This window comes from Pseudobythopirellula maris (genome assembly GCF_007859945.1).
GTDB lineage: Bacteria > Planctomycetota > Planctomycetia > Pirellulales > Lacipirellulaceae > Pseudobythopirellula > Pseudobythopirellula maris.
On the sequence record NZ_SJPQ01000004.1, the window covers coordinates 1 to 13082 of the forward strand.

At 66.1% G+C, this 13082-nt stretch carries 12 protein-coding genes; 6 read left to right on the forward strand and 6 right to left on the reverse strand.

What is annotated here, in order from left to right; translation table 11 throughout:
• Window positions 1-194 precede the first annotated feature (194 nt).
• On the forward strand, window positions 195-1112 hold the full coding sequence (locus Mal64_RS16275; RefSeq protein WP_146402234.1) for a hypothetical protein: 918 nt from the start codon (window positions 195-197) through the stop codon (window positions 1110-1112).
• A 429-nt stretch (window positions 1113-1541) separates the two neighbouring features.
• On the opposite strand, the gene Mal64_RS16280 is transcribed toward Mal64_RS16275, so the two are convergent.
• The gene (locus Mal64_RS16280; RefSeq protein ID WP_146402236.1) at window positions 1542-2102 is read right to left on the reverse strand and encodes a DNA-3-methyladenine glycosylase I; all 561 of its coding nucleotides are present in this window, start codon (window positions 2100-2102) and stop codon (window positions 1542-1544) included.
• Window positions 2103-2260: 158 nt separating this feature from the next.
• Here Mal64_RS16280 and mnmG point away from each other — a divergent pair, with 158 nt between their 5' ends.
• From mnmG to Mal64_RS16305, 5 genes are all read left to right on the forward strand, one after another.
• Window positions 2261-4084 (forward strand): tRNA uridine-5-carboxymethylaminomethyl(34) synthesis enzyme MnmG, encoded by a 1824-nt coding sequence (gene mnmG, locus Mal64_RS16285; RefSeq protein WP_146402238.1) that lies wholly within the window; start codon window positions 2261-2263, stop codon window positions 4082-4084.
• Window positions 4085-4494: 410 nt separating this feature from the next.
• A complete protein-coding gene (locus Mal64_RS16290) occupies window positions 4495-5076 on the forward strand; it encodes a response regulator (RefSeq protein WP_197525832.1) in 582 nt (193 codons plus the stop codon).
• Window positions 5077-5340: 264 nt separating this feature from the next.
• A complete protein-coding gene (locus Mal64_RS16295) occupies window positions 5341-6162 on the forward strand; it encodes a sensor histidine kinase (protein ID WP_146402242.1) in 822 nt (273 codons plus the stop codon).
• A 203-nt stretch (window positions 6163-6365) separates the two neighbouring features.
• Window positions 6366-6971, forward strand: coding sequence for a hypothetical protein (locus Mal64_RS16300; RefSeq protein ID WP_146402244.1), 606 nt, complete (start codon window positions 6366-6368; stop codon window positions 6969-6971).
• A gap of 71 nt (window positions 6972-7042) precedes the next feature.
• Complete coding sequence (locus Mal64_RS16305; RefSeq protein WP_146402246.1) at window positions 7043-7606, forward strand: hypothetical protein; 564 nt, start codon at window positions 7043-7045, stop codon at window positions 7604-7606.
• Window positions 7607-7620: 14 nt separating this feature from the next.
• On the opposite strand, the gene Mal64_RS16310 is transcribed toward Mal64_RS16305, so the two are convergent.
• The 5 genes from Mal64_RS16310 to yaaA form a co-directional block, all read right to left on the reverse strand.
• Window positions 7621-8034 carry an Hpt domain-containing protein gene (locus Mal64_RS16310; protein ID WP_146402248.1) on the reverse strand — a complete coding sequence of 138 codons (414 nt, stop codon included), beginning with the start codon at window positions 8032-8034 and terminating at the stop codon, window positions 7621-7623.
• Between the two features lie 420 nt (window positions 8035-8454).
• On the reverse strand, window positions 8455-9147 hold the full coding sequence (locus Mal64_RS16315) for an NYN domain-containing protein (protein ID WP_146402250.1): 693 nt from the start codon (window positions 9145-9147) through the stop codon (window positions 8455-8457).
• Window positions 9148-9264: 117 nt separating this feature from the next.
• Window positions 9265-10536 carry an aspartate/ornithine carbamoyltransferase family protein gene (locus Mal64_RS16320; protein ID WP_197525833.1) on the reverse strand — a complete coding sequence of 424 codons (1272 nt, stop codon included), beginning with the start codon at window positions 10534-10536 and terminating at the stop codon, window positions 9265-9267.
• A gap of 55 nt (window positions 10537-10591) precedes the next feature.
• Window positions 10592-12046 carry a matrixin family metalloprotease gene (locus Mal64_RS16325; RefSeq protein ID WP_146402252.1) on the reverse strand — a complete coding sequence of 485 codons (1455 nt, stop codon included), beginning with the start codon at window positions 12044-12046 and terminating at the stop codon, window positions 10592-10594.
• A gap of 149 nt (window positions 12047-12195) precedes the next feature.
• Window positions 12196-13005 carry a peroxide stress protein YaaA gene (gene yaaA, locus Mal64_RS16330; RefSeq protein ID WP_146402254.1) on the reverse strand — a complete coding sequence of 270 codons (810 nt, stop codon included), beginning with the start codon at window positions 13003-13005 and terminating at the stop codon, window positions 12196-12198.
• Window positions 13006-13082 lie beyond the last annotated feature (77 nt).

Genomic DNA, 13082 nt, shown 5'->3' on the forward strand with positions numbered 1-13082 from the left:
CCGATCACGCCGCCTCGCCAAAAGCTTCGAACGGACCGTCGAGAGCGACACCGCCTTCGTCCAGATTGCGATGATCCACCTCATGGTCAAGCGGCTATGATATCGCCCTTATTGGACAAGCTCTTATTCGTTACACACAGAAAGCATGTCGCTGGTACGGAATTCCTCTTTCGCCTGATGTAGATTCGGGGCCAATGTGGGACCCCGAAAACAACAGTTGGTTTTCTGAATATGTTGAACTGCCCGTAGTTCCAAGCGGAAAATTGCTGCTCGTTCCCAAATCAATTGTTAGACGCAAACTGGATTACGACGCTGACGAATACTACCAACACTATATTCTAGAACACCTTCGTGAAATTGAATTGTCGGCAAATTCAGAACTCGTTAAGACATTAAAAAATGGATCGAAAAGAGTCACCAAAAAATCACTGAAGGAAAAATACGGGACCGGCAAGAGAATCAACCTTCAAGAGACAAAGAATGATCCTGCGATCCTCACCAGATACAGGAATGCAAAACGTGACAGAGTTCGACCTCCACTTGATCACGAGCGATTTGCATTGGAATCTGGAACTGATGACCCTGATTGGGACCAATTGCTAACGGACGTTGTTTCATTGCCCGCTGGGCGCGACAACGCGAACAATTACGAACGGGCAATCGAATCTCTGCTGGCCGCATTGATGTATCCTGCGCTGGCGAATCCCGAACCACAGACTCATATTCACGACGGCCGAAAACGAATCGACATCACATATACGAATGTCGCGACATTGGGGTTTTTCTTGTGGTTGGCACAGAACTATTCAGCACCATACATCTATGTTGAATGCAAAAACTATTCTGGCGACCCCGCGAATCCTGAACTCGATCAACTCGGTGGGCGGTTTTCGCCCCAACGCGGCCAATTCGGCATTTTGGTTTGTCGACAGATTGAGAACAAAGAGTTGTTTGCCGAACGCTGCCGGGATACTGCTCAGGATCAACGAGGCTATATTATCTATTTGGATGATGATGACATTTCGTCGATGGTGGATGCACGAAAAAATGAACCGGGCAGCTACATGGGGTTCGACCTTCTACAAGCGAGATTTGACGCACTTGTCCGATAAATCCAACATCGTGGAATAACAAACGGATGCACGCGAAGCCCGGCTTGCGAGCGTGTTTTTGAAGCAATGATTATTGTCCGGGCTCGGTGATCCTAGACGTTACCCAAGAATTGCATGGCGGACATCGCAGGACATTTGTGAGCCACGTATCGGCGCATCGACGCTGCACCGGTCAAACCTGAACCTTCGCCATGGAAGCGGGTTGACCGACATCGGATTTGCGGGCGATACCGATCTGCTCGTAGCTCTTTCGGGACAGGGACGCGGCGGGGGCACGGCCGCTTTCAGCGGTCGAGTCGCGCAGCGAGAAGACGAACTCCCATCCGCGTCCATCACCCTGACGGCTTCCAAACCGGATAGCGCAGCATCTTGGGCCAGCGGCGCTGTCATACGCGCCACTCTATGGGCAAGCCCAATAGCACACTTGCGTCACACCGCGGCGTGTCGCGGGCAGCTCACGAGGTGGTCGTTCACCATGCCGGCCGCCTGCATCAGGGCGTAGCAGGTCGTCGGCCCCACGAAGCGGAAGCCGCGGCGTTTGAGCTCCTTGCTCATCGCCTTGGAGAGGGGCGTTTCGCTCGGCACGTCTTCCAGGCGGCGCCAGCGGTTGGTGATGGTCTCGCCGTCGACAAAGCCCCACAGGAATTCGGAGAGCGGCTCGTCGAGCTCCAGCACTGCGCGGGCGTTGGAGATGGTCGACTCGATCTTGCCGCGGTGGCGGACGATCGACGGGTCGAGCACGAGCCGCTCGACCCGCTTCTCGGTGAAGCGGGCGACCTTGGCGGGGTCGAACCGGGCGAAGGCGTTGCGGTAGCCCTCGCGCTTCTTCAGGATCGTGCTCCAACTGAGGCCCGCCTGGGCGCCCTCGAGCGTGATCTTCTCGAACAGGCGGTTGTCGTCGCGCTCGGGGACGCCCCATTCTTCGTCGTGGTACAGGCGGTCGAGGTCGGTGGTCTCGGCCCACGGGCAGCGTTTCTTGGTTGGCGACATGGGGGAGCTTATCGTCTCTTTCAGGCGGTGGGCAAGATTCCTGGCGGCAAGAATAGAAGACTCTCGGCGGGGCCCCCGACGAGGCGTGGCTCGTCGGCTAGAATCGAAGGGTTCGCTCGACCCTAGCCCCTTATTCCTAGCCCCTATCCCCTCTCTCTATGCCCTCTTTTTACGACTACGACGTGGTGGTGGTCGGCGCCGGGCACGCCGGGACCGAGGCGGCGTTGGCCGCCGCGCGGATGGGGGCGAAGACGGCGCTGCTCACGGCCAACCTCGACACGGTGGGGCAGATGAGCTGCAACCCGGCGATCGGCGGCGTGGGCAAGGGGCAGATCGTCCGCGAGGTCGACGCCCTGGGGGGCGCCATGGGGCGGGCGATCGACGCCACGGGCATCCAGTTCCGCATGCTCAACCGCCGCAAAGGCCCGGCGATGCACGGCCCGCGGGCCCAAGCCGACAAACGCGCTTACCAGGCGGAGATCAAACGGGTTGTCGAAGAGCAGGAGAACCTGAGCCTGCGGCAAGAGGCTGTGGAGGGCTTGGTAGTTGAACGCGACGGGCAAGGCTCCGCGCGTCACGCGGTTACCGGCGTACGGGTGCGTGGCGACGCCATCTACCGCGCCAAGGCCGTGGTGCTAACGACCGGCACCTTCCTGCAGGCGCTCATGCACACCGGCGAGGCAAAGACGCCGGGCGGCAGGGCGGGCGAGGGGACCAGCAGCGGGCTCAGCGCGGCGCTCGCCGAGCTGGGCATCGAGCTGCGTCGCTTCAAGACCGGCACCCCGCCGCGGCTCAACGGCCGGACGATCGATTACTCGCAGTGCGAGGAGCAGCCGGGCGACGACGCCCCGACGCCGTTCTCGTTCATGACCGACTCGCTCGACGCCGAGCAGATCCCCTGCCACATCACTTACACGAACGAGGCGGTCCACGACCTCATCCGGGCGAACCTCGAGCGGGCGCCGATGTACAGCGGGCAGATCGATTCGAGCGGGCCGCGCTACTGCCCCAGCATCGAGGACAAGGTGGTCCGCTTCGCCGAGAAGGCGCAGCACCAGCTGTTCCTGGAGCCCGAGGGACGCAACACGCTTGAGGTGTACGTCAACGGCGTGTCGACCAGCCTGCCGCGCGACGTGCAAGACGCGATGTTCCGGTTGATCCGAGGCTGCGAGCGGGCCGAGATCTTGCGCTACGGCTACGCGGTGGAGTACGACTACGCCCCGCCCGACCAGCTGACCCCCGCGCTCGAGACCAAGGCGGCGGCCGGCTTGTTTCTGGCCGGGCAGATCAACGGCACGACCGGCTACGAGGAGGCGGCCGCCCAGGGCTTGGTGGCCGGCGCCAACGCCGCGCTGAAGGTCGCCGACCGCGAGCCGCTCGTCTTGGGACGCGAAGAAGCTTACATCGGCGTGCTGATCGACGACCTCGTGACGCGCGGCGTCGACGAGCCGTACCGCATGTTCACCAGCCGGGCCGAGTACCGGCTCTTGCTGAGGCACGACAACGCCGACCGCCGGCTGACGCCCGTCGCGATGCGGCTCGGCCTGGTGCGTGGCGAGCGCGCCGCGCGGTTCGAGGCCAAGAGCGCCGAGGTGGTGCGTGTGGCGGGGCTGATCGACTCGCTCCGCAGCGAGGGGCGTTCGCTCACCGAGTGGTTGCGGCGGCCCGAGATGGGCTGGGACGATCTCGTGTTGCGGGCGTCCGAGCTAGCGTCGTGCGGCGCCGAGGCCGTCATGCAAGTCGTGCACGACACGAAGTACGCCGGCTACATCGCGCGCCAGCAGACCGACGTCGACCGCCAGCGGCGGCTCGCCGAGAAACGGATCCCGGAGCACTTCGACTACGCGGCGCTCGGCCAACTGCGTCGCGAAGCGCAAGAGAAACTCTCCCGCATCCGCCCGCGCAACCTCGACCAAGCGAGCCGCATCAGCGGGCTGACGCCGGCCGACATCGCGCTGTTGATGGCGCACCTGAAGGCGTGACGCGCGCCTGTCGCCACGCTCTTGGACAAGGCTGGCGCCGCTGTGTGAGACCCCACACGGCCAAGTTGCCCCGCCTCACTGTTTTCGCATTCAATAAGTGGGTGTTGTCGTAAGTGTCAATGGTGTTTGGGTTTGCGGCTAGAATACCGATATTGACTCACCCCCGCAGCCCGCTATAATTCGCGGGCGCCTGGCAATCCGGGCAACCTCGGTTGTCGTGGATAAAGCTGTCGATTGCAGAGTCCGGAAGGGCTGCGTCCTTTGCGGAGCGGCTCTCACGATGGGGCCGCCGGACGCCCGCCGGCAATTGGCGAAGCGCATCGAGCTTGGCTGCGGAGGAGCTTGTCGCCCACGAGGCGCGCGCCCTCCGGGGCCCACGCCATCAACTAAGGAGAGAGGTGGTCGAGTCTATGAAAACTGTCTTCACGACTGGCGAAGCCGCAAAGATTTGCAAGGTGAGCCAGCAAACGATTATCCGCTGCTTCGATTCGGGTCAACTCAAGGGCTTCCGGGTCCCCGGCAGCCGCTTCCGCCGCATCCCCCGCGAGCAGCTCTACAGCTTCATGCGGGACAACGGCATCCCGACCGACGCCCTCGACAGCGGGCAGCGCAAGCTGCTTGTGGTGGACGACGACCAGGACTTGGTCGACCTGATGGTCGACCAGTTCGAGCGCGACGGCCGGTTCGAGGTCCGCAGCGTGAACAACGGCTTCGGCGCCGGCATGCTGATCAAGGAGTTCCGCCCCGACCTGGTGGTTCTCGACATCATGCTGCCGGACATCAACGGCATGGAAGTCTGCCAGTTGGTGCGCAGCGACAAGTCGATGGATTCGGTGCGGATCGTCTGCATCTCGGGCATGGTCGAGGAGGAGCGGATCCAGAAGCTCCGCGACGCCGGAGCGAATGACTTCCTCAAGAAGCCGTTCGACATCGACGTGCTCAGCCAGCGGGTCTGCGAGCTGCTGGAGATGGAGCCCGCTCCGACCAGCTAAGCCGCCAGCGTTCGCCCTCGCGACAACACACCGTTGTGGGAGGCGTCTCCCGACGCCGATTACGCCCCGCCAGCCGATCCGGCGGGCGCACTGTGATCGGCGTCGAGAGGCGCCTCCCATTTTTGGTACTGCCCTGGTGTGAGTTACGAGGCGCTAGTTTTCTGCGTTGAACGCTTTTGCGATCGAGACGCCCGCCTGGGGCCAAACCACCACAACTAGCGCCTAGCAACTAGCGTCTAGCAACTTTCTTTTCTCGGCCGTGTGATGCACCAGCCCCGCCCCCACCGCACGCCGAGCCGCCTCGCCACGCGGCTGCGCCCGGTCGGCATCGCCTCGCAGCGGGCGCCGTCGCGTCGGCTCACCGCGCCTCCGGCCGGTGGCGCCCAAGGCGTGCGCGAGCGGTTCGCCCGCGAGCTCGAGCGGGCCAAGCTCGAAGCGATGAAGGAGCTCGCTTACGGCGCCAGCCACGAGATCAACAACCCGCTGGCCAACATCGCGATGCGGGCCCAGTCGATGCTTCGCGACGAGACCGACGAGCGCCGCCGCAAGATGCTCGCCGCGATCCACCGCCAGGCGATGCGGGCGCACGAGATGATCTCCGACCTGATGCTGTTCGCCCGACCGCCGCGGCTCGCCCCGCAGCGGATTGACCTGGCGGAACTCGCCGCGCGGGTCGTGGAGGAGTACCTGCCCGTGGCCGAGCTGCGGGAGCTGAGGATCACGACGCCGGGAGCTTCGACCCCCGTGTGGTGCGAGGCCGACCCGGTGCAGATGGCCGTGGCGCTCAGGGCGCTGGTCGACAACGCCATCGACGCGGTCGGCGTGGGGGGCGAGATCGTCGTCAGCGCCTGCCGGTCGGGCGGCCGGGGCGTGCTCTCGGTCAGCGACAACGGCCCGGGGGTGCCCGCGGAGCTCCGGGAGCACATCTTCGACCCGTTCTTCAGCGGCCGCGAGGCGGGCCGCGGCTTGGGCTTCGGGCTCTCGAAGTGCTGGCGTTTGGTGACCGACCACGGCGGCGAGGTGCGCGTGGCCGACGACCGCCGTGCGGGCGCCGAGTTCAGCATCGTGCTGCCGATCGGTGACTGAACAGTGTCGCCAGCAACGCAGCGTCGCCAGCAACTCGGTGTCGCCAGCAACGCTGGCGAGCCGCGATGTTCCTCGTCATTTTTCTTGTCGGCGGGGTTGGTGTTCTCGCACACGCGGGTTAGCTTGATTCCCGTTGGGTAGAAAACGCCCGACGCGGCCGTCATGGACGACGCCGCCCCACGACCCCTGACGGGAGAGCATGGATGCTCGCTTCGCCACGGCTGCGTTTGTTCACGGGCTCTGATCTACCGGCGCCTAACCCGCGTCGCCTCGCCGATTCGCCCTTCGCGAACGACACGACGCACGATCCGAGCGGCTTGGCCCGCGCCGCCCGCATGGCGATCGCCCGCGGCCGCCACGCCCTCAGCGCTCAGCGAGACGCGTCCTCCCACTCCACGGGTTCGGCCGACGAGTCGGTGCTGGCGAGCCGGGCTCTGGTCAGCCGGGCAATGGCCGCGAGCCGGCCGAGCGGTTGCCGCCAGGCAGACTCGCCGCTGCCGCCCGTGCTCCGTGTTGTCTCACAGACGAGTCGCGGTTGCGGCGGGGTCTCGGCCCCGCAGCGGCGCCGTTGCGCCGAATCGTGGTGCAAGGGCCGCGATCCCCTCGCACTCGAACGGGCCGCGATCGGCAACGAAGAGGCCGCCCGCCTCGTCGCTGTGCAAATGGCCGATGGCGGCTGGGGCCGTGCTCCCGGCGCCCGCTCGACCTTGGCCGAAACAGCCGCGGCGCTGCTGGCGCTCTCCGCTTGGCTGCCGTCGGCGGGGACGCAGGAAACGGGTCCGGCGTTGCGGCTCGTGAACCGCGACTGATCGGCGTCATTCGGCTTCAATCCGCCCACCCGGCCGTAGACCGCGGCGCGAACGAGGCTTAGGCTGCCCGGGTGGCCCAAGAACTCAAAAACCGCTGCGACGCCGCCCTCTGGTTCGACAGCGAGGCTAGCCTCGCCTGCTTTGCCGATCGCTTGCGTGGCGGCAGCCGCCGCCAGGGCGCTGGCTTGACGACACGCACCGGCTCGATCGCCGGGCGGAGCGTAGTCGCGTTCACTCTGAGCGAGACCAACGCCTTGGACGAAGGGGCGTGGGAGAACGCCATCGGCGCGGTGCTCACCACCCACCGCCCGCACGCTCTGGCGATGGCGGGTCTTGCCAGCGACGATTGGCCTCGCGCCGCGCGTCGGCTTTGCGAACGGCTGGGCGTGGCGCCTGAGGTGACGCTCGCCGGCGATGCTCCACCAGAAGGTGATTCGGCGGCGGCCGCTTGGGAATCGAGCTGGGCCGAGTCGTCGGGGCCGCGCCGGGCCGGCATGCTGCTCGGATCGCTCTGGCGCCGACGCGACACGCTCAAGGGCGTCGCCAAGCGCAAAGCGGATCGCTTCAAGCGGCGCGAGCGGCTTGCGCTCGAGGCGGTCGCCTGGGTCGAGTCGCTCGAACCGCCGGCGGGCTGATCACCCGTGACGCGCTAAGCCGTCGCCACGCCTTGGGGCGCCGCAGCGCGGCCCGCCGAGATGGCGGCGAGCTGGTTGATTTGGTCGCTCACGTCGATGCTGTTCGAGATCGCCAGGTTGTCGATCAAGCCCTTGAGCTTGTCGGTCGCCTTGATCATCGTGTCGACGATGGGCGCCGACGGCGTGATCTCGCCGTTGCGCATTTCGATCAGCACGGTCTCTAGGTTGCTCGACAGGTCGTTGACCGTGTCGAACCCCATGAAGCCGGCCGCGCCTTTGATCGAGTGGAACGAGCGGAACAAGTCGTTCACCAGGTCGACATCGACGTCGGGCGCCGTTTGCTCGATGTGCAAGAACTGATTATCGACGTCGCTGAGTTGCTCGTTCGCCTCGTCGATGAAATCATCCAGCAAGTCGGTTGCTAGCACCTTGGTACCTCAGAAGGGGGGCGTGCGACGACGCTCGGTGGGTCGGGCCCGAGGAGTCGCGGGCCGATCAGGGGTGGGTTAAAAGCTTAGGTCACGAAACCAACGCCGGTCGCCCCTGGCGGCCCGTTGGTGGTAACCGCGTGTGGTCGCGGCCTCCGCTCGATCGCGTAGCAGGCGGCCGGCAAGCTCCTTACGAGGTTCTATCTTGTGATCCCTGCGGCCCGCACCGAGTCGAGACCCGAAGAGGGGGGCCGCACAATCGCGCCAAACCCACCCGCGCAACGCGGCTGACGAGCAAGATCGCGCGCGGGCCAGTGCGAATCGCACGGATGCGTAGCGTGTGTGGCGGTGCGATTCGACGTCGATATGGCGAAAACAACGCTACGGCTAGCGGTAGTGCGATCTAATGAGGCCCGAGATTCACTCGGGCGGATCGTTCTCGTCGCGCAACAGGTCTTCGGCGTAGCCGGGCGGGAAGGGGTCGAAGATCCCCTCGCCGAACTCCTGCTTCGGCTTGCTCGACGGTTTGCGGCGACGATTCTTCGAGCGTTTTTCCTGTGGCGCGGCGCTGGCGCGCGGCCGGGGCGGCTTCTTGAGCTCTTGCTCCTGGCGCCGGATCTCCTCGTCGAGCGCCGGGCTGCTGAACTCGCCGACCCAGTGGTCGGCGTCTTCGACCGGCCCGGTGGGCTTGGTCACCCGGTCGGCCTCGGGCGAGGACTCGCGGCGCGACATCTCGGCGAACCACGGGCCGCTGTCGATCGGCTTGGCGCCGCGGCCGCGGGCGGCGCGTTGCACGCGGCGGTCGCCGGAGACCACGGTGAGATTGCGCCGGTCGGGGGCGGCGTCGATCATCTCCTCCAGCAGCGTGTCGGCGTCGGGGTAGCCGCGCGAGAAGCGGACCGTCAGGCCGCGCTCGTCGTACAGATCGGGCAGCCCGGGGGGCGCCTGCGACGAGTCGAACACGACCGTGGTCGCCCGCCGCTCCTTGGCCGTGAGCCGGTCGACCAAGAATTCGACGAGCGCCTCGCGCGACCCGCGCAGCGTCCCCTCCAATTCACCCACGCCAAAAAGGTCGGTGGCGTGCAGCAGGTTGTAGCCGTCGATCAGGAACAAGGGGCTAGGAGTTGGGGGCTAGGGACTAGAGTTATGATCGATGCGTTCATGTTGAGGGCCGCGCCTTCACTAGCCCCTAGCCCCTAAATCCTAGCCCCTAAATCCTAGCCCCTACGCTTAGCTGCTGTACTCGTGGCGTTCGCTGAACTCGCGGAGGCCCTGGCGGCGGATCTGGCTGTCGACGTCGAGCAGGTGCGCGAGCAGCGCCGCCCGCACCCACATGCCGTTCCGCGCCTGGCGGAAGTACATCGCCCGCGGGTCGCGGTCGATCTCGGGCGGGATCTCGCCGAAGTGCTGGTCGCGGGGGAACGGGTGCAGGATCGGTGCGTAGGCCCGCATCCTGGTGACCAGTGCGGGGGTGAGTTTGTAGCGCGAGAAGTCGATCTTGGCGAACGCCTCGGCGTCTTCCGGGTTGTTGTGTTCCTGCTGCACGCGGGTCATGTAGAGGGCGTCGAGGCGTTCGATGACCGGCTGGCCGTCGACCTCGGCCTCGAGCGAGTCGACCTCGTGGAACTTGACGCCGCGGTCGCGGAGACGCCGCCTGAGGTCGTCGCGCATCCTGAGCGTGGGGTGGTCGGGCGAGACGAACACCAGCCGCACCCCTTCGTACGCCCCCAGCAGCATCGCCAACGAGCGGACCGTGCGGCCGCGACCGATGTCGCCGCAGAAGGCGTAGCACTTGTTCGCCAGGCCGCGCCGCAGGTCGGCGTAGCCGTGCGCCGTCTGGAGCTCTTCGAGCTTCTCGACCGGCGAGTCGTGCGGGTTCTCGAAGTTGAACGTCCGCTGCAACGTGTAGATGTCCAAGAGCGCTTGGGTCGGGTGCTCGTCGGCCCCCGAGCCGGCGTTGATGATCGGCACGCTCCGCTGGTCGCTACGCTCCAGGTCGTTCATCAGGTAGGCGCACGACTCGGCCAAGCGGGCCAGCGGCGAACGCATGATGATCAGGTCGAAGTAGCTCGAGAACATGCGGATCGAGTCGAACCGCGTCTCGCCCTTCGTCTCGCTCGAGGTGCGCGGGTCGCGGACCTCGTTGCAGGTGATCCCCAGGATCTGGCAAGCGGCCATGAACGACAGGAAGGTGCGGGTCGAGGGCTGCGTGAAGTACAGCATCGCCCGCTTGTGCGACAACAGGCCGGTGAGGAACGCCTGGCCCGTGGCCGACTTGGAGAGCTGGCGGATCGTGTCGGCCGTTTCGGCCAAGTCTTCGAGCAGCGCGGGGGTGAACTGCCCCGAAAAGATGACATGCCGAAGCCGCTCGCCGCGTTGCAGGTCGGCGACCTTGAGCGACACGGGCCGCGCCAAACGCGACTCGTACTGGGCCAGGTCGAGGTCGTCCTGCGAGAGGTCGTCGGCGGGGCGTGCGCCAGCGGGGGAGGGGGGCTCGCTCAAAACGGTTTGCGCCTCGGGGGATCGTGTGACGGACGACTCCGCCGCCCTGTCGGCGTTATGGCACAGCCGACCGGCGAGCGTCAAGCGGCGCGCGCTGCGCCCTGCTGCCCCTGAAGCCACAAACGACGGCGGCGGCGAGCAGCCAGGCCGAGGCCGGCTCGGGCACGGCCTGGAACATCAGGTCGAGGCGGTACATCTGGACGTTGGCGGTCTGGCTCCGCACACGCACGTAGTAGTCGGTCCCCGGGGCGAGCTCGATCCGCCGCAGACGCTCGGTGAGCCCCAGCCCGACCGTGTCGGAGGCGGCGACCGAGACGATGGCCGACGACAAATCCTCGTACAGCGCGAGCTCCAGGTCGCCGAGCTCTGAGGCGTCGAACGGCTCGGCCGTCTCGTCGACGGCCGACTCCTGGTAGGTCGGCCCCACGGGCTTGAGGTTCGCCGTGAGCAGCACCGGCTCGAGCACCCGGAGGTGGTAGTAGTCGAGGTCCGAGATGTCGTCCACGCTCACCAGGTCGGTGTGCTCGGCGGTGAAGAAGGGCTGCCCGGCTGCGAACGAGACGTCGCCGTCGAGCCCGATCGCCCAGCTCTCGCCCCTTTGGAACTCGCCCGCGTCGACCGCCGTGGCGGGCGTGTCGTTGCCGCCGTCCTTCTCGAAGGCGTCGCCGTACAGACGCTGCACGGCGAGCACGTCGTCGTATTGCGGCCCGTCGAACGTGACGCCGAGGGTCGGCTCCATCAGCGCCGCGCTGCCCGCGGCCGACACGTGGCCCAGCCCGAGCCCGTGGCCGATCTCGTGCATGAGCGTGTTGCGCAGCCGCCGGTAGTCGCCGAAGTCGTTGCTAAAGAACGCCACGTTGTCGGTGTCGACCACCATGTCCGAGTGATCGGGGAAGTAATTGTAGGCGAGCGTGTTGGCGCCGCTCGACCCGTCGATCGAGTGGCCGCCGATGCGGACGTCGGCGTACCTGCCGGGCCGGCCGTAGGGGGCATTCGTCGAGTCGATCGCGGCTCCGCCGTCGGCCAGCTCGTGGACGAACGTGAGCCCCGAGACCGCCGCCCAACGGTCGAACGACCGCTCGATGTAGGAGAACCACGGGGCGTCGGCCTGTTGGCCCGTGGCCGAGGCGCCGAACACGCCATCGAGCATCGCGACGAGGTTGCTGGGCGAGTCTTGCTCGCCCTCGAATTCGCGTTCGGGGTCGGCCGGCAGCACGCCGGTGATCGGCGTGCCGTCGTCGATCACTCGCCATGTGACGGTGACCGGCTCGCCGCGTGATCCTGTGGGGCCGGCCGATCCGCCGTCTGTCGCCGTGTAGGTCCAACGCCGGAATATCTGGAACTCGGCGTAGTTGTCTCCCGCTTCCGATCCCGCTTCTTCTTGCCCGGCGCCGGCGGAGTCGAACAAGCAGTCGCCCGCTCGGCCACAAAAAGCACAGGCGGCGGCGTCGCCCACCATCAGCGCGCAGCACAACGCCGCTAAGGCGAAAATGAAGCAGCGGGTCGGCATGGAGAACGGCTCGGGGAAAAGTGGAAAAGGCGGGTCGCTACCCAGAACAAAGCCCCCGCTGAATCAATCCCCGTGCGGCGACGCTCTCCCAAGTTTGATCGCCTCCTCCAAAATGGTCAAATTTTGGACACCGCGGTGCGGCGGACCGCTCAGCCGGCCTTCGCGGCGGGCGGCTTGTCGCGGGTGAAGACCGGCTTGCTCGCGGTCGATAGCTCGGCGTTGTAGCGGTAACCGCCCGTTTTAAACGACTTGATCGCGGAGGGGCCCTTCGCCCCGCGCTCGATCAGGTGGCGGGCCATCGCCCCCCGGGCCCGCTTGGCGAAGAAACTCACCACCCGGTACTTGCCCTTGCTCAGGTCCTTGAACGCCGGTGTGATGACCTCGGCGCCGGACTCGCCGAGTGCGCTGAAATCGACGACGCCGGCGTACTCCTGCGAGGCGAGGTTCACCACCAGCGGCGGCTCGCCCGCGGGGGCCGCCTCGAGGTCGGCCGCCAGACGCTTGGTGACGCGGTCGCCCCAGAACTCGTAGACGCTTTTGCCGCGCTCGTTCTTGAGGCCGAGGCCCATCTCCAGTCGGTAGGGCTGGATCAGGTCGAGCGGCCGCAGCACGCCGTACAGGCCCGAGAGGATCCGCAGGCTGTCTTGGGCGCGACGCAACTGGTCGGCCGAAAGCGTGTCGGCGTCGAGCCCTTGGTACACGTCGCCGCGAAAGGCGAGCAACGCCTGCTTGGCGCCGCGGGCGTCCCACTTCTGCCGCCAGTCGGCGAAGTAACCGTGGGCGGCGCCGGCCAGGTTGTCGCTCACGCCCATCAGCTTCTTGATCTGCGCGGGCGAGAGCTCTTTGGCGGTCGCGGCGAGGCGCTTCGCCTCGGCGTGCAACGCCGGCTTGGTCGCCTCGGGGGCGTCTTCGGCCGGGGAAAAGTCGAGCGTCTTCGCGGGGGAGAGAAGGATCAGCATGGCAAGGGCTCCGGCGGGCAAAGCAGAGGTTCTTTACCCTATAGTGCCCGCCGCCGGTGGCAAGGCGCCAACCGCCG